Source organism: Steroidobacter denitrificans, from assembly GCF_001579945.1.
Classification (GTDB): domain Bacteria; phylum Pseudomonadota; class Gammaproteobacteria; order Steroidobacterales; family Steroidobacteraceae; genus Steroidobacter; species Steroidobacter denitrificans.
In genome coordinates, this window is the sequence record NZ_CP011971.1 from 297,786 (window position 1) to 313,947 (window position 16,162).

Genomic DNA, 16,162 nt, shown 5'->3' on the forward strand with positions numbered 1-16,162 from the left:
TCGGCGTATCGTGACAGCAAAATCTTATATCGAGACGCTGCGCTCGCAGCGGGCGCAGCTGGTTGATCCAATACTGACCAAGCTACAGCTCGATAGACGCGGACTCGTGGCACTGGACCTTGCGCCTGGCGGTAATTCCCGCGAAACCTGGATCGTCACGATCCGCGACGGTGGGGAGTTGCGCAAGTTGGTGTTCCGCTGCGATCCGGATCATTGGATTCGTGCGCAGGAAATGGGTCGCGAGATCGACGGCTTGCTGCTCGCCGAGCGCGCTGGCGTACCGGCGCCGAAGCTGCTGCTCAGTTCGGATGATCTCGATATCGGCCGACCGTTCGTCATGACGGAGTATGTGCAAGGTACGAGCATTTCCCGCCGTATCCTGCGCGGCGAGGAATTTGCAGACGCCCGAAGGACATTCGCTGCCGACTGCGGCCGGATCCTCGCGAAGCTGCATAGTGCGATTGATGCGGCCAAGCACTGGCCGCATGAGGATTCGATGTGCGAACTGGAGCGTCATCGCGTCAATGCCGCGTATCCCAGTCCGGTGCTGGCGGCATCGCTGCACTGGCTGAACAAGCGGCGCCCGCCACCAGGCCGGCTGGCTCCTGTTCATCGCGACTTTCGCTTGGGAAATTTGATGATGACCCGTGACGGTATCGTTGCGGTGCTCGACTGGGAAACGTGTCACCTTTCCGATCCCTACGAGGACCTCGCGTGGCTGTGCTCGCGTGCATGGCGCTATGGCTCGGACCGCCCGGTCGGTGGCATCGGTGAGATGGATGAATTGCTCGCTTCATATTCGCAACATAGTGGCGAATCAATCGACATGCCGAGACTGCGCTGGTGGCAGGTATTTGCCGCCACTCGTTGGGGACTGGCCAGCGGCGCGCGCCCACGCGCCAGCTCTGCCGGCGACGCGATGGAAGAGGGCGCGATTGCACGGCAGGTGTGCAGGCAAGAACAGTATGTATTGCTCGAGTTGGAGGCTGCGCTATGAGCGGGATGGGCGAGTCTGTCATCGAGCCGCCTTGTGCAAGCGAGTTACTCGATCTGGTCGCAACTTTCCTAAGCGACGAGATCCGGCCGGCCATCGAGAACGAGAAACTGAACTTTCGCGTGGCTGTGGCGGCGAATCTATTGAAGATCGCCAAACGCGAATTCGAGAGCGCAGGTAGGTTCGAACCCGATGCAGACGGCTATCGAGTGACGCGAGAGATTCTCGATAATGCCGGCTCGTTGCGCGATTTTACGGATCAGCTGTTGCATGGTGAGCGAATCATCGAAGATCATGCAGTGTTCGAAATGCTGCGACGGTATGTAAACGAAAAGCTACACGTCGCATCGTCGCGCACTGACCTGAGTCTAGTAAATCAGCCCCTGTCGATGGGTGCCCGGTTACGTCAGTCGGCCGGCGTAATGGGCGACACCGTCGTAGTCCGCAGTATTCGCGGCATCGATGACTTCAGCGAGATCACCTGGCCGCAGCTCGATCACCGCTCCGATCGCGTCGCTGCGGCTCTGTTGCGAATGGACGTCGTGGCACGCCCTGCAACTATTCTACTGCTGACCCGCAACGCGGTCGATCACGCCGTATATGCCTATGGTGCGTGGAAGGCCGGGCAGACAGTGCTGTGTCTTTCGCCCATCACGGGTTCGGTCGAAGGTACGTCGATCCTGTCGCGGCTTGGGCGCACGATTTCAGTCGGCGCCAGGGTAAATTGGGATACCGGCGAATGTCTTATTCCTCTCGCGGACGGCGAGCCGACACCGGTACTGGCAGATTGTGTCGCCAATCCGATGTTGTTGGTTGCGACCGGTGGTTCGACCGGCATTCCCAAGCTCGTCGATGTGCTCGGCGCCGGACAATTCACGCCGGGTGCATTCCTCGGTGGGTTGAATCAGGCGCTCAAACGCCGGCCGCGTGCTAAGGCGTTCATCATGACGCCTCTCAGTCATGGCGCCGGGGCCGCGACTGCCTACATGGCCACGTTCGAAGAGTGTCAGGTAACCTCAATGGAAAAATTCGATGCCGACACTGCACTGTGGGCAATCGAACGGTTCGAGTTGGAACAGCTCACTATCGTGCCGACCATGATGCATCGGATGCTGCAGCGGCCGGGTTTCAGCGCCGAACGATTGCAGAGTATTCGCTCCATCGTACACACCGGCGGCAAAGCCGATCCGAACGACAAAGAGGCGTGGATGAACGCCATCGGTCCGGAGAAAGTGATCGAAGTGTGGGGATCGAGTGAAAGCGTAGGACATGCGTCCATCTCGGGCGAGGAGTGGTTACTGCATCGGGGCAGCGTCGGCAAGCCGATCAATTGCCGTGTGCGCATCCTCGATGAAGCTGGCAACGATCTGCCGGTCGGCGGCGCCGGTGAGATCTTTGTACAGCCGCTGATTCCGAAAGTGAATCTGGAGAGCAAGTACTACGGCTCGACACTCAAGATGAAGTCACGAGACGGGTATGTGAGCTTCGGCGACCTGGGTTACGTCGATGCTGACGGCTATTTATATATTTCGGGGCGAACCGACGATCTGATAATCACCGGCGGCGCCAACGTTTATCCTGACGAGGTGGAGATCGAGATCCGCCGGCTGCCGCACGTGGCCGATTGCGTCGTGGTGCCAAAGCCACATCCGGAACTGCATCAGTCGGTGCATGCCGTCATCGCAATGGAGCCGGGTACGGCTCCGATGACTCTGGAAGAGCTGCGTCATAGACTCGCCGGCTATCTCAGTCCCTACAAGATTCCGCGCAGTGTGGAGTATCGTGATGAGATGCCGCGTACCGATGCCGGCAAGATACGTCGCAGCAGCTATCGTCAAGCTACGACGAGATGATTTCTGGATGAGCTCATGACGAAATCTTTGACCGTTGGCAATCTGCATCCCGAAGACGACCACATGCACGCGGTGTCGGAGCATCCGTCGCACAACGAGAGCATGTTCTTCAATTTTTTCGATGATGCACTCGGCATGGGTGGTTTCGTCCGCATCGGCAATCGTCCCAACGAGGGATATGCCGAAATGACCTTCTGCGTGTTCCTGCCCAGCGGCGAATTGCTTATGCAGTGGGCCAAGCCGGCACTGCCGAGTAACGATGTATTCAGTGCGGCGGGCTTGAAATTCAAGGTTCTGGAAGCGGGACGTAGATTGTCGGTGTCTTACGTCGGCGAGGCGGTGCGTATCAAGGATCCGTTGGAGATGCGTCAGCCCGGCAAGGCGTTGCGCGGCAATCCATCGGTACCTACCCGACTCAAGCTGGATATCTCGGGTATGGGCCCCATGATCGGCGATAGAGACGGCACGTCGCCTGACGCGGTGATTTTTCTCGACGGCGTCGGTCATTATCAGCAGGTTATTGCCGCGATGGGCGAGTTGAGTGTCGGCGAGGACCTCTGGATGTTGAACGCTAGAGGTGTGCGCGATCATTCATGGGGGCCACGTCAGTGGCACAGTATCTTGCGTGATCGTTCACTGTGGATCTCGTTCGGCACCGATCTTACATTCATTGCTTGCAAAACCTGGCTCGACACTGAGCGGCCACCGGACGAAATGGGCTGCGTGATCGAGTATGACGAGGTCACGCCGCTGCGTTCGATCGGGATACACAGCCACTTCTTCGCCGATAGCTACTACCACGATCAGGTGGTACTAAAGGTGACGGACGTACGTGACCGGATCTTTACCATCGATGGCAAGGTGCTGGCGTACGTACCGCTGCGTCATCGCAAGGAAGGCAGGGAGACCGTGTACCTGGGTCAGGCCATGACTCGTTTTGAAATGAATGGACGGCAGACTCTGGGTCTGTCCGAATACTTCGATGCCGAATCGACGGTGGCGGCGCTGATCAGCCTGTCCCGGCGCGGCGAGTTCGTCGTCGAATGAGCGTGTGCGATGAAGCTGTCCGACAGCCAACGGCTGACGGCATCGTGCGCCGCTTACAGCTGCGCGACGAATCATGCCGACGGACAACTGCAGGCATCGTTATTTCATCCGAATGCGGTCGACGACGCCAGGGTGACATGCGCCGAAGGCTTGGTGATCGCACGGTGCTTTGCGCTCGATGGCCAACAGCCGTTTCGAGTTCTGGACCAGGTGTCTCATGCCGTTGACCAATGACATCAAGCTGAATATCTATCGCTACATGTATGCGGCGGAGCGCTGGGAGGCAACTCTGCTGAGACTCATCGAACAAGGCGTGGTCTCCGGTATCTATCATGCGGGCCGGGGCCATGAGGGAACCGAGGTCGGTGCGGTCTTTGCGCTCGACAAGAACGATTACCTGTTCTACGACCATCGCGGCTGCGGGCACTTGATTGCGAAGGGGGCCGACATGACCAGCCTGTACGGCGATTTTCTCGGTAATGAACTTGGCTCTACCCGGGGACTCGGAGCGGGTATCGTGCATGTGTGCGATCCCGACCTCGGCATCATGGGACAAAGCGGCACACTGGGACGCGGGCAACTGCTGGCGACCGGGGCAGCATTGAGCGCGAAGTTACGCGGGACCACGCAAGTGGCGATGCATTTCTTTGGTGATGGCTCCTCCAACCTGGGCACGTTTCATGAAGCCTGCAACGTCGCTGGAGCGTGGAAATTGCCGGTGGTGTTCATTGTACAGAACAACGGTTGGGCCGTGAGCGTGCCGATCGAATATTCCACCGCTGGTGGTGGTATTGCGCGACGTGCCGATGCCTATGCAATGCCGGGACTCGTGGTCGATGGCACCGACGCATTCGCAGTTTACGAAACGACGAGCATGGCTGTTGAGCGTGCGCGGCGGGGCGAAGGTCCAACGCTGATCGAAGCGAAGCTGGTGCGCATGCGCGGCCATTTCGAGGGTGATCCTGACCACTATCGACCCAAGGATGCGGATGCGCGGAAGGATCCGCTGGTGAGAACACGGCAGCGTCTGCTTGATGAAAAAGTGGCCGACGAGGCGCAACTGACGCAATTGGAAAGCACCGTAAAAGAATCGGTTCAGGCAGCGGTCGAGAGTGCACGGCGCGGCACGATGCCGGGTCGCAGCCGAATCTTCGAAGGCATATATGTCTGAGTTAACATCGACTTCCACTCGTATCATTACCATCGGCTCGGCGATTCGCGAAGCTCTTGCTGAAGAGATGCGCCGTGACGAACGCGTCTTCGTGATGGGCGAGGACGTCGCGAAATTCGGTGGTGTGTTCGGTGCGACTCGCGGCTTGCTGGATGAGTTCGGACCGAAGCGAATTTTCGATACGCCGATCTCGGAGATGTTTATCGTCGGCGGGGGCGTCGGCGCAGCACTCACTGGTTTGAGGCCGGTGGTCGAGCTGCAGTTCGCGGATTTCATCATGAATGCTGCCGACGAGATCATGGCGAAGATGGCTAAGTGGCGTTACATGCACGGCGGCCGGCTGACCGTGCCAATGGTGGTGCGTATGCCCGCCGGTGCCATGGGCGGTATGGGTGCGGAACATTCGCAATGTCCGGAAGCCCTGCTGCTGCAGGCTCCCGGTATCTACATCGTGATTCCGAGTACGCCCTACGATGCCAAGGGTCTGTTGAAGACTTCGATCCGCGACGACAATCCCGTATGCTTCTTCGAACACAAAGGTATGTATCAGACCGCCGGTGAGGTTCCAGCCGACGAATACACCATCCCTCTTGGTGTCGCCGACGTGAAGCGTGATGGCGGCGATGTTTCGGTGATCTGTTGGGGGCGCATGGTACAGATCGCACTCAAGGCGGCGGATGAAGCAGCCAGACGGGACATCGATGTCGAAGTGCTAGATCTCAGATGTCTGCGTCCTCTGGATGTAGATTCCATCCTCCGTACGGTGCGCAAGACCGGTCGCTTGATCATTTGCCACGAGGCCAGCAAGACCGGCGGCGCAGGTGCCGAGATCGCAGCCATCGTTGCCGAAGATGCACTCGATGCATTGGCCGCGCCGATTCGTCGTGTCTGCGGACCCGATGCTCCCATTCCGCAAAGTCAGCATCTGGAACGACTGTGGTTACCTGATTCCGAGGATTTGCTGACTGCCATTCAAGAAATCGTGAGCTGATATGCACGCACTGACCTTACCGCGGTTGGGCCAGACGATGGAGACCGGCCGCATCGTCGAATGGTTGATCGAGGAGGGCGCCGAGTACGTCGAAGGCGCGATCGTCTACTCCATCGAGACCGACAAGACCGTCCTGGAAGTACAGGCAACATTGCCGGGCAAGCTGTTGCGGAAGGTCGCGGCCGCGGATACGGAACTGCCGGTTGGAGCATTGGTCGGCGTTGCCGCGGATCCCGGCGAACAAGCCAGCATGGCGCAGGTGCAGAGTTTTATCGATGATAATAATGCCGTGGCTGCCGCTTCTGCCGCAAACGTAGCCGCAGTCGTCGCGAATGAACCGGAAACGACAGCGACGAAGCCGGCGGCTGCGATCCCCCGCGCCATGCCGCGCACCAAGAAGCTGGCAAGGGAACTCGGCGTCGAACTTGCCGCGATCGTCGCTCCCTCAGGTCCTGGTGGATTGATCACGGAGGACGATGTCCGGCGTTCCTGTCAATCGCTAGGCACGGATAGACCCCCGGATACTGTTGCGGCCGTGCCGATGAACCTGTCGGGTGCTCGTGCGCGCTCTGCAGTCGAGAAGACCATCGCTCGCCAGATGACACGCAGCTGGGCCGTTCCACAGTTCGCCCAGGACGTCGAGATCGACGCCGAAGCGTTGCTGGCGCGTCGTGGGCGGTTGCAGGCGGAAGGCCGTGATATTTCCCTGACCGCGCTGATGCTCGATGCGCTGGTCACAGCGCTCGGTTGTGTGCCCGAATGCAATGCTACGTTCGATGGTGAGGAACTCATTCAATCGAGCCGCATCGATGCCGCCATCGCGATCGCGACGCCTCGTGGGTTGCTGGTACCCGTGCTGCGTGACTGCAATGGCAGCGACTTCAACGCACGAACCGCCCGGCTCGCCCAGCTGACGATCCGCGCTCGCGAGGGCAATCTGCACCCGGACGAGATGAGTGGCGGCACCGTGACGCTGTCAAACCTGGGGGCGAGCCGGGTCGAGACTGGTGTACCTATCATTAACGCGCCACAAGTCTGCCTGGTATTCACCGGCGTCATCATCGACAAGCCCGTGGCCAGGAACGGCCAACTCACCATCGGCAAGCGCATGCATGTGGTGAACGTCTACGATCATCGTGTAATCGACGGCATCACAGGTTCGCGCTTCGTCGATGCACTTACTACGGCACTGACATCGTCATGATAAAGCGATTGATGGTGAGGCACGTCATAATTCCGAGAGAGAGGGCATGAGAAAGCCGCCCGACAAGGCGCCTCACCAAGCCTGGCTCGCGCTCGATCAGGAAGCCGTGCTCGAGCCGGCACTGCCCATCATCGATGCGCATCATCATCTCTGGTTGAATGGCTACGGCAAGCCGGTACCTTGGCAGCCGGATTATTGGCATGATGAGCACGCCAAGGACATCGGTTCCGGTCACGATGTGCTTGCAACCGTATTCGTCGAGTGTGGTTATGGCTATCGACAGGGCGGTGCGCCGGAGTTACGGCCGGTCGGCGAAACCGAGCAAATCGATCGATATGGCGGCGAGTTTCGGCAGCAGACCGGACTGAAGACTCAGGCCGCGGCAGCCATCGTCGGCTTTGCCGACTTGTGTCTGGGGGCGGCGGTGGATGCAGTGCTGGAAGCACACTTGCAGGCTTCGGATCGTTTCCGTGGTATCCGGCAGATCGTGAACTGGGATCCGAGCGAGGAAGTGCGTTATCCTGGCTTTACGATAGCTCCAGGACTGTTGCTCGATGATCGTTTCAACCGGGGTTTTGCGAGGTTGGCTCGCTATGGGCTGTCGTTTGATGCATGGTTGTTTCATCCGCAACTCGGTGAATTGGCGACGCTTGCACGGCGCTTTCCCGATACCACGATCGTACTCGACCATGCCGGTCGGCCGGTAGGCATCGGTCCTTATGCGACCAAGCGCGACGAGGTGCTCGCTTATTGGCGTGAACAAATATCGACACTGGCCCGGCTGCCCAATGTGTTCGTCAAGCTAGGCGGTTTCAACATGGAGCATGCCGGCATGCATTGGCACGAACGATCCCGGCCGCCGAGTTCGGATGAGTTATTGGCAGCCAACGCGGTGTACATCGACCACATCATCTCCGAATTCGGGCCGCAGCGTTGCATGTTCGAAAGCAATTTTCCGGTAGATAAAATTTCGTGTTCGTATCGGACGCTTTGGAACATGTACAAGAAGGCTACGCGCGGCTTGAACGCATCCGAGCGCGCGGCGATGTTCTATGGAACCGTGACGCACGTGTATCGACTCCGTCTCGGTTCGACCGCGATGTCGCAGGATATCGGCAAATAATCAGGCGTTTTCATGGTGTATTTAGCGACTAAGCTGCTGCAGAATCCTCAGCGATTCTGGAACGACGGCGACCGTTTTTCGCGAAACGCGCGCACTCCTTCCGTGAAATCCCGGCTGTGAGCAAGCACGGCCTGGGTATCGGCTTCCCACGCCAGGATGCTATCGAGGCTCATCGGTATGCGGCTCAGCGCCGCTTTGACCGCTGCGATCGTGCCGGGAGCGACCGATGCCAGCTGCTTCCCCATCGCGAGCGCCGTCTCCTGCACGGTGCCGCCTGGAACGCAGCGATCGATCAGCTTGCAGTCGAGCGCCTGCTGACCACGCACGACCTCGCCGAACATCATCATCTCGCGTGCTTTGGCAATGCCGACGCGCTGCGGCAAGCTCCATAGCAGTCCATAATCGGGGACCAGGCCGAGACGGGGAAAGACCGCGCAGAACGCGGTGTGTTCATCCGCAACGACGAAATCGCAGGCCATTGCGAGCGACAGGCCGGCACCATAGGCATTGCCTTCGACGGCGGCGATCACCGGCAACCGGCCGCCGATCACCGAGCGTACGGCCCGCTGGCCACGCAGCATCTCGTGGCGGAACTCCAGAGCGGGCGCGTCAAGCCCACCGATGTCGCCACCGGCGCAGAAGTGCCGGCCCCCGGACAACACGACGGCGCGCACCGTGGGCTCGTCCTGGAGCCCTGAGAACACTTCGGTCAACCCTAAATAAAGCTCCGGATTCAGGGCGTTACGCTTATCCGGCCGATTCATGATGACGCTCGCGACGGCGCCATGACGCTGTACTAGCACGGCTTCAGCCATGAGAGGCTCCGTAGATGAAATGAGAGGTTGACGACTGCAGTTCGGGACTTTAAGTTGCCTGCTGCCAGCAAGTAAAGTGCTCATGACAGCATCATCGACTACCTCGGGCAGGCGGCGCCAGGAAGACCGCACCGCGCTTTCCGACCGCCTGCTGAAAGAAGCGGCAGTGGCTCTTCTCAATGAACGCGGGCTTACGGGCACGACGCTTGCGGCTATCGGCCAGCGCGCCGGTTATTCGCGTGGTCTTGTCACGCATCGTTTCGGGACCAAGGCCGGGTTGTTTGCATACGTGCATGATACGGTGGCGGCCGCCTGGATCGCTCGTGTGCAGAGCGCGGTCGGCGAAAGCGTCGGCGTGGCTGCGCTTCACCGGGCTATCGAGGCATTACACGGCTTTATTCGCGACGAACCCGACGACGTCCGCGCCATGTATTTGCTTCGTTACGCGAGCATTGATCCAGGCGCGGAATATCGGGCAAACGTTGCCAAGGTCCACCGGGCGCAGCATCGTGATGTGCAAGCGTGGATAGAGCGCGGACAGGTTGGCACCGGTGCCGGTATCGACGGATCGATCGATGCGAATATCGCCGCCGAGTTGTTCTGCGCGGTCATCGACGGATTACTCTATCGCTGGCTGGTTACACCAACCATCTCTATAGATGTCCTGCATGAACGGTTGCACGACGTAGTACAGCAGGTGCTCACCGGTGCGCCGGCGTTTGCGTCATGACGTCATTAATTACGGGTGGAATTGAAATCATGTATCAGGGCCAATCGATTCGGCTGACGGCGTTGCAGGGTGGGCGAGTCGAACTATGTTTCGATCGGCAGGGCGACGCCATCAACAAGCTCGATGAGCGTGCCGTCCTCGAGTTGGCCGAAGTGTCTGCGTTGATCTCCAGCGATAGCAGTATCAGTGGTGTGCTCATCACCAGCGCCAAGGATGTGTTCATCGTCGGCGCGGATATCCTGGAGTTCGGTCGTTTGTTCCAACTGTCCGAGAGCGAACTGGCCGCGCACAACACGCGGCAGAACCGCTCATTCACGGCGCTCGAAGAGCTGCCCGTACCGACCGTGGCCGCCATCAACGGCTTTGCGCTGGGCGGTGGACTGGAAACGGCGCTTGCGGCGGACTTCCGCGTGATCTCGGCCCAGGCACAAATCGGGTTGCCGGAAGTCAAGCTCGGCTTGCTTCCAGGCTACGGCGGCACGGTACGACTGCCACGTATCGCCGGATTACAGACGGCTCTCGACTGGATCGTCTCCGGCACTCCTCAAAAAGCCGAAGCCGCTCTCGAAGATGGGGTCGTCGATGAACTCGCGGCTCCGGAATCGCTACGCGCAGCAGCTCTCGATTTGCTCGACAAGGCAGTCGCGGGTACGGCAAATTGGCACACACGGCGCGAGGCAAAACGCTCGGCCGTGCAGGAACCCTCCGTCGAGCGGCTGTTTGCGGAAGCAAAGAAGCAGGCCGCCAACGGCCCGAAACATCAACCCGCGGCGCTCATGGCCGTCGAACTGCTGGAAAATGCGCGGTTGCGGCCGCGCGATGAAGCGCTGGCGCTCGAATCGACCGCTTTCGCCAGGATCGCGAAAACCCAGGCGGCAGCTTCGCTGGTGCGCATCTTCCTCAACGAACAGGCAGTGAAAAAGCAGTCAAAGGCGCTGGCGCGCTTGGCGCAGCCGGTCAAGCGGACGGCCGTGCTGGGCGCCGGAATCATGGGGGGCGGCATCGCCTATACGGCTGCATTCAATTCTGTTTCGGTCGTGCTGAAGGATATTCAGCAGAAACAACTCGGTCTGGGCATCGGTGAAGTTCGCAAGCAGCTCGGCAAGCAGATCAAAAGTGGACGTATCACGCAGCAGCAGGCTGATGAAATGCTGGCTTCGATCCAGTCGCAGCTCGACTACTCGAGATTCAATGAAGTCGATATCGCAATCGAAGCCGTGGTCGAGGATATCAAGATCAAACATTCGGTACTCGCCCAGCTGGAGCGGGAGGTCGGCACCGGGACCGTGATTGCCTCGAATACATCCAGTCTGCGCATCGACGACCTGGCGCGGTCGCTCTCCCGCCCGGAGAATTTCGCAGGCATGCATTTCTTCAATCCCGTGCCGTCCATGCCGCTAGTGGAAGTGATCCGCGGCACGCATACCAGCGATGCAGCCGTCGCCAAGGTAGTGGGATTCGCGCTGACGATGAGGAAGACGCCCATCGTGGTCCGCGATGGAGCGGGGTTCCTGGTCAATCGCATCATCACTCCTTACATGCAGGCTTTCGGCAAGCTGCTCGCGGACGGCGAGGATTTCGTTCGCATCGACACGGTCATGGAGGCGTTCGGCTGGCCCATGGGCCCGGCCTATCTCAACGATGTGATCGGCATGGATACCGCCCTGCACGTGAGCAGGATCATTTCGAGTGCGTTCGGCGATCGCATGGCGCGCACTTGGGAGGATCCTCTGGAGATCATGGTCGCCAACGGCCGGCTCGGCCAGAAGAATGGGCTGGGTTTCTATCGTTACGAAACCGATCCGAACGGCCGTCCGAGGAAGAGTCCCGCACCGGAGGCACACGAGCTGCTGTCGAAGATGCAAACGAGCGGACCGCGGGTGTTCGGCGATGACCAGATCGTCGAGCGCATGATGCTGCCGCTCGTCTTCGAAGCCGTTCGCAGCCTCGATGAAGGCGTGGTTGCCAGCGCGGCCGAGCTCGACATGGCCTTGTTGCTGGGTATCGGTCTGCCCCAATATCTGGGCGGCGCTTTGCAGTATGCGGATTGGTCAGGCGTACCCCGATTACTCGAGTTGTCGTGCAAGTATCGCGAACTGGGACCGCAATACGAAGCGCCGGGAAGCTTGTATCACATGGCCACGCAGCAAAAACGTTTCTATCCAGAGGCATAATGCCCGACCATGAATCGCCTACCAGTGACGCGCGCTTCTGCCCGGAGGTTTGAGGGAGATTAGAAACTTTCCGTGCCCGGCTGCCGTCTCATAAAGGCGAGCATACGCTGAGCGGTACCGAAGAGGTTGTGTCGTGGCGACTAGCGATTCGACATCGAGCAGCAGGCGGATAGCGGGGATAGAGGCGCGCAGCGACGCGGAGCCTCTCATCGAGGGCTCGCTGTTGCGCCTGAGTCCGCCGCGGCCTTTGTCGGGAATCATCCCGCGCACCCGGCTGCTGAGCCGGATCGTCGCGGATCGCGCCATGCCGGTAGTGATCATCCAGGCACCCGCCGGCCATGGCAAGTCCACCCTGATGCAGCAGGCTTACGCCGACTGCGAACGCCGACTGATCTGTACCGGCTGGCTGACCTTACACGATTCGGATAACGATCCAACCCGCCTGATCCGTACCCTGCACGCGTTGCTGGAACAGCTTGCGCATTCGAATGGTCATCGCCGCCGGGGTAATTTCGAGGATCCGCAGCGGGCGGCTGGCCGCGGCTCACGGGCGGATTGGATGCTCGGCCGGCTGATCAGATTGCAACAGCCGGTGACGCTGTTCATCGATGAATTCCAGGTGTTATCCAGTTCCGAAGCGCTCGGCTTGTTTCATGATCTGCTCGCATCCCTGCCACCTGGTGTGCGGATGCTCATCGGCTCGCGTACGCTGCCCGAGGTCGGTTTGTCCCGCCTTCTGATCGCGGAGCAGGCGGAGATCGTTACGCCCGCCGATCTGCTGTTCACGCGACAGGAGATGAAGGATTTCTTCGCCACATTCGATACCCATCTGTCGGTGCACGAAATCGACGTGATCCATCAGCGTACCGAGGGCTGGCCCGCGGCCGTCCAGTTGTATCGACTATCCCTGGCAAACGCTGAGGCGCGCAAATCGCTCGGTGATATCAACGCTTTTCAGCCGTGGCAGTTGACCGAATATCTGACAGATAACGTGCTGTCCATTCATCCGCACGACGTGCAGAGGTTCTTCCTGGAGACATCGCCGCTGGTGCGCATGTCGGGGCCGTTGTGCGATGCCATCATGGGACGCGCGGACTCGCGCGAGCTGCTGGCCAAGTTGGAGGAATCCGGCTTATTCGTGCGCAGCCTCGACGTGTCGCTGCAGTGGTTCCAATATCACTCGCTGTTTGCCGGCTTTTTGCGGGCGCAATTGCATCGAACTGCGCCAGCGCGCGAGCACGAGGTGCATGCATTGGCTGCTGCATGGTTCAGAGACAACGGTCACCTGGAAGATGCGATCGTGCATGCGCTAGCGATTCAGGATTACGCGTTCGCTACCGAATGCCTGGAGACCTGGTCGGGCCGACTGGTCATGCAGGGCAATCTGCTGACCATCGAGCGCTGGTTCAACTGCCTGCCTCCCGAGTACACCCGGCGTCGGCCCAAGCTGTTGGTGCGAATCGCCTGGGCGCTCGGCTTCATGCGCAGACATCAACCATTGGCGGAGGTGTTGGCGCTGCTCGATGCGTATCCCGACGCTTCGCAGAGCGTAGTGCGTTCCATGATCTGCATTCTCAAGGACGACATCATGGGTGCCAAGGCGTACGCCGAGGAATCGGCTGCGCGCGGCCATGGCATGGACCCGTTTTCCCGTTTCGAGGCTGGAGCGACCGCGATCTTGCAAGGCCATCTGGCCCTGTTCTCGGGCGAACTGGATCTGGCACGTGATTTTCTAGTCGTTGGTCGGACTTGCGGCAAGCAGGCGGATTCCGCCTTCACCGTGCTCGGTTCGCTGGCGACCGCAGCGGTGAATCTTACCATTCAGGGCCGGTTGAGCGAAGCCATCGAGCTGTTGAGCGATGCGCCTGCGGATGCCTGCCTGACCCTGGATCAGTCAGTGGCATCAGCCGCCTATGCGGCGTCTTACATCTACGTGCTCTATCAGAGCAATCAGCTCGATGCGGCACGAAAATTGTTCGAGCAATCGTTCGAAGTGATCGCCGGCGCGGCGCAGGTGGATTTCCTTGCCATTGCCTGTGTGTCGATGATTCGGTTGCACGATGCGCAGGGTAACGAAGCACGTGCCAGCGCTTTGCTGGAAGAAGCGGAGATTGCCGGTCACGCCGGCAATTTGCCTCGTCTGGTTCGACTGCTGGCGTGGGAACGGGTCAGGCGCGCCATCCTCGCGGGCGACATAGAGCGTGCCGCAGCCATGGCTGCGCGCATCGACGATGCTACCAACCCCGTGCCGGCCGGCTGGTGTCCGTTTTCGGAGGAAACCGAAGGTGCGTCCATTAATCGCATTCGAGTTGCGATGCATCAAGGCCGCGACGAGGAGGTGCAGTCGTTACTGAGGAGCGAGCTGCATTTGGCCGTCGGGCAAGGCCGGGCGCATCGGCTCATCAAGCTGCTGTTGTTGCAGGCCATCGCTCAATATCGCCGGAACAATACGAGCGGCGCGTTCGACAGTCTGCGCGAAGCGTTGCAACTCGCGCGCACTGGCTACATTCGCGTATTTCTCGATGAAGGTGCGCCGGCGATCGAGTTGCTCACGGCCGCGCACAAACAGGAGCTACACAACATCCCCCGTTGGGCCGCTTCGGTCGCGCCGCATGCCGGCGCCGCGGAAAATATGATCGAGTCGTTGCTGATCCTGGCCGGTGCCCCACCGTTGCATGCGAAAGATCCAGAACCGGCAGGTCTCAGCGAGCCGCTGTCGAGCCGCGAAACCGAGATCGTGACGTTGCTGGCGCGCGGCATGTTCAATCGCGAGATTGGCGAGCGCTTGTTCATTTCCGAGAATACGGTCAAGTTTCATCTGAAAAATATCTACGCGAAACTTGGCGTCAAGAGCCGCAGCCAGGCCATCCACCGGCTCAGGGTCGGCCTGCCGGCTTGACGTGGATCGTCAGTTGACCCCTCTTCGAACTACTCGTTGGAGTAGTCCCTATCTAGCGTGCCTTTGCTAACGTCGGCCCCGGCAGGAATGCGCCGGGATTCCGCCGCCGGAGCCGAACGACCGGTGATCTACGAAGCGGTGAATACGGCGCCAGATGCACCAGTGAATGCTACGGATCGATCGAAGAGGAACGGCGGGTGGAAGATTTTCGCGAGCTAGGCAAGCGGCTGTCGAATTGGGGCCGCTGGGGAGCCGACGACGAAAAAGGCACGACCAACTTCATCACGCCGGAAGCCATCGTGGCCGCCGCGCTGCTGATTCGCACCGGCAAGGTATTCGACCTGGGCGTGCCGTTCGGTCCCGATGGACCGCAGAGCGGCGCTGGCGGCCGCATCAACCCCATCCTGCTGGTATCCGAGACGGGGCAGGATCAGGCTCACTTTCCGGGTGCGTTCCACTATGCCGACGACTATATTTTCATGCCGCTCCAGGCAGCCTCGCAGTGGGATGCGATCGCGCATGTTCACTATGACGGCAAGCTATACAACGGCTTTCCCGCGAACACGATTTCACCGCACGGCGCGAAGCGTTGCTCGATCGAACAGCAGGGTAAGGGTATCACCGGTCGCGGCGTGCTGCTTGACATCGCACGTCATCGCGACGTCGAATGGATGCAGGTCGGCGATATGATCACGCCGGAAGAGCTCGATGCATGTGCCGCAAAGCAAGGTGTGCAGGTCCGCTCCGGCGACATCCTGCACATCCGCACCGGCTGGTGGAAAAAATTTGTGGTGGAGAAGAACCGGGAGGAATGGCTGAAGGGCGAACCGGGTATCGGGCTGGCATGTTGTGAGTGGCTGAGCCGACATGAAATCGCCGCAGTGTGTTGTGACAATATCGCCGTCGAGGCATTGCCTGGCGAAACCGATAAGGAGATCCTGCCGGTGCATATGGTGCTGCTGCGGGACATGGGCATGACTCTGGGCGAGATCCTGAACTTTGAAGAGCTGGCCGAGGATTGCGCGCGCGATGGCATCTACGAATTTTTCTTCTGCGGCCCGCCCATCAAATTTCAGAGGGCACTGGGTTCACCCATCAATCCCCTCGCCATCAAATAGGCGCTCTGCGAACGGCCGTTCGCAGGAATACGGTGACGAATAT

13 protein-coding genes are annotated in these 16,162 nt (G+C 59.9%); 12 read left to right on the top strand and 1 reads right to left on the bottom strand.

Annotated features, from left to right (window positions below; genetic code table 11):
- Nucleotides 1-10: 10 nt before the first annotated feature.
- Genes ACG33_RS01260 through ACG33_RS01295 form a run of 8 tightly spaced genes read left to right on the top strand, consistent with a single transcriptional unit; the run spans nt 11 to nt 8,383 of the window.
- Nucleotides 11-997, top strand: coding sequence for a phosphotransferase family protein (locus ACG33_RS01260; protein WP_066918023.1), 987 nt, complete (start codon nt 11-13; stop codon nt 995-997).
- Nucleotides 994-2,847 carry an AMP-binding protein gene (locus tag ACG33_RS01265; RefSeq protein WP_083536328.1) on the top strand — a complete coding sequence of 618 codons (1,854 nt, stop codon included), beginning with the start codon at nt 994-996 and terminating at the stop codon, nt 2,845-2,847. Before ACG33_RS01260 ends, ACG33_RS01265 begins: the two co-directional genes overlap by 4 nt.
- Before the next feature lie 15 nt (nt 2,848-2,862).
- Entirely contained in the window at nt 2,863-3,894 is a 1,032-nt protein-coding gene (locus ACG33_RS01270) for a DUF7064 domain-containing protein (RefSeq protein ID WP_066918026.1), read from the top strand.
- A gap of 9 nt (nt 3,895-3,903) precedes the next feature.
- Nucleotides 3,904-4,128, top strand: coding sequence for a hypothetical protein (locus ACG33_RS15970; protein ID WP_066918027.1), 225 nt, complete (start codon nt 3,904-3,906; stop codon nt 4,126-4,128).
- Entirely contained in the window at nt 4,112-5,065 is a 954-nt protein-coding gene (locus ACG33_RS01280; RefSeq protein ID WP_168159985.1) for a thiamine pyrophosphate-dependent dehydrogenase E1 component subunit alpha, read from the top strand. The genes ACG33_RS15970 and ACG33_RS01280 overlap by 17 nt, the downstream gene beginning before the upstream one ends.
- Nucleotides 5,058-6,056 carry an alpha-ketoacid dehydrogenase subunit beta gene (locus ACG33_RS01285; RefSeq protein ID WP_066918029.1) on the top strand — a complete coding sequence of 333 codons (999 nt, stop codon included), beginning with the start codon at nt 5,058-5,060 and terminating at the stop codon, nt 6,054-6,056. Before ACG33_RS01280 ends, ACG33_RS01285 begins: the two co-directional genes overlap by 8 nt.
- A gap of 1 nt (nt 6,057) precedes the next feature.
- Nucleotides 6,058-7,260: a dihydrolipoamide acetyltransferase family protein gene (locus ACG33_RS01290; protein ID WP_066918031.1), complete on the top strand. Its 1,203-nt coding sequence runs from the start codon at nt 6,058-6,060 to the stop codon at nt 7,258-7,260.
- 46 nt (nt 7,261-7,306) lie between these two features.
- Entirely contained in the window at nt 7,307-8,383 is a 1,077-nt protein-coding gene (locus ACG33_RS01295; protein ID WP_066918032.1) for an amidohydrolase family protein, read from the top strand.
- Nucleotides 8,384-8,430: 47 nt separating this feature from the next.
- Here the strand turns inward: ACG33_RS01295 and ACG33_RS01300 are convergent, their stop codons facing one another.
- Complete coding sequence (locus ACG33_RS01300; RefSeq protein ID WP_066918033.1) at nt 8,431-9,198, bottom strand: enoyl-CoA hydratase/isomerase family protein; 768 nt, start codon at nt 9,196-9,198, stop codon at nt 8,431-8,433.
- Between the two features lie 82 nt (nt 9,199-9,280).
- Here ACG33_RS01300 and ACG33_RS01305 point away from each other — a divergent pair, with 82 nt between their 5' ends.
- The 4 genes from ACG33_RS01305 (at nt 9,281) to ACG33_RS01320 (ending at nt 16,119) form a co-directional block, all read left to right on the top strand.
- On the top strand, nt 9,281-9,928 hold the full coding sequence (locus tag ACG33_RS01305; RefSeq protein ID WP_083536330.1) for a TetR/AcrR family transcriptional regulator: 648 nt from the start codon (nt 9,281-9,283) through the stop codon (nt 9,926-9,928).
- Between the two features lie 26 nt (nt 9,929-9,954).
- On the top strand, nt 9,955-12,102 hold the full coding sequence (gene fadB / locus ACG33_RS01310) for a fatty acid oxidation complex subunit alpha FadB (RefSeq protein ID WP_456114925.1): 2,148 nt from the start codon (nt 9,955-9,957) through the stop codon (nt 12,100-12,102).
- Nucleotides 12,103-12,235: 133 nt separating this feature from the next.
- Entirely contained in the window at nt 12,236-15,001 is a 2,766-nt protein-coding gene (locus ACG33_RS16295; RefSeq protein ID WP_168159986.1) for a LuxR C-terminal-related transcriptional regulator, read from the top strand.
- 197 nt (nt 15,002-15,198) lie between these two features.
- On the top strand, nt 15,199-16,119 hold the full coding sequence (locus ACG33_RS01320) for a cyclase family protein (protein ID WP_066918037.1): 921 nt from the start codon (nt 15,199-15,201) through the stop codon (nt 16,117-16,119).
- Nucleotides 16,120-16,162: the final 43 nt, after the last annotated feature.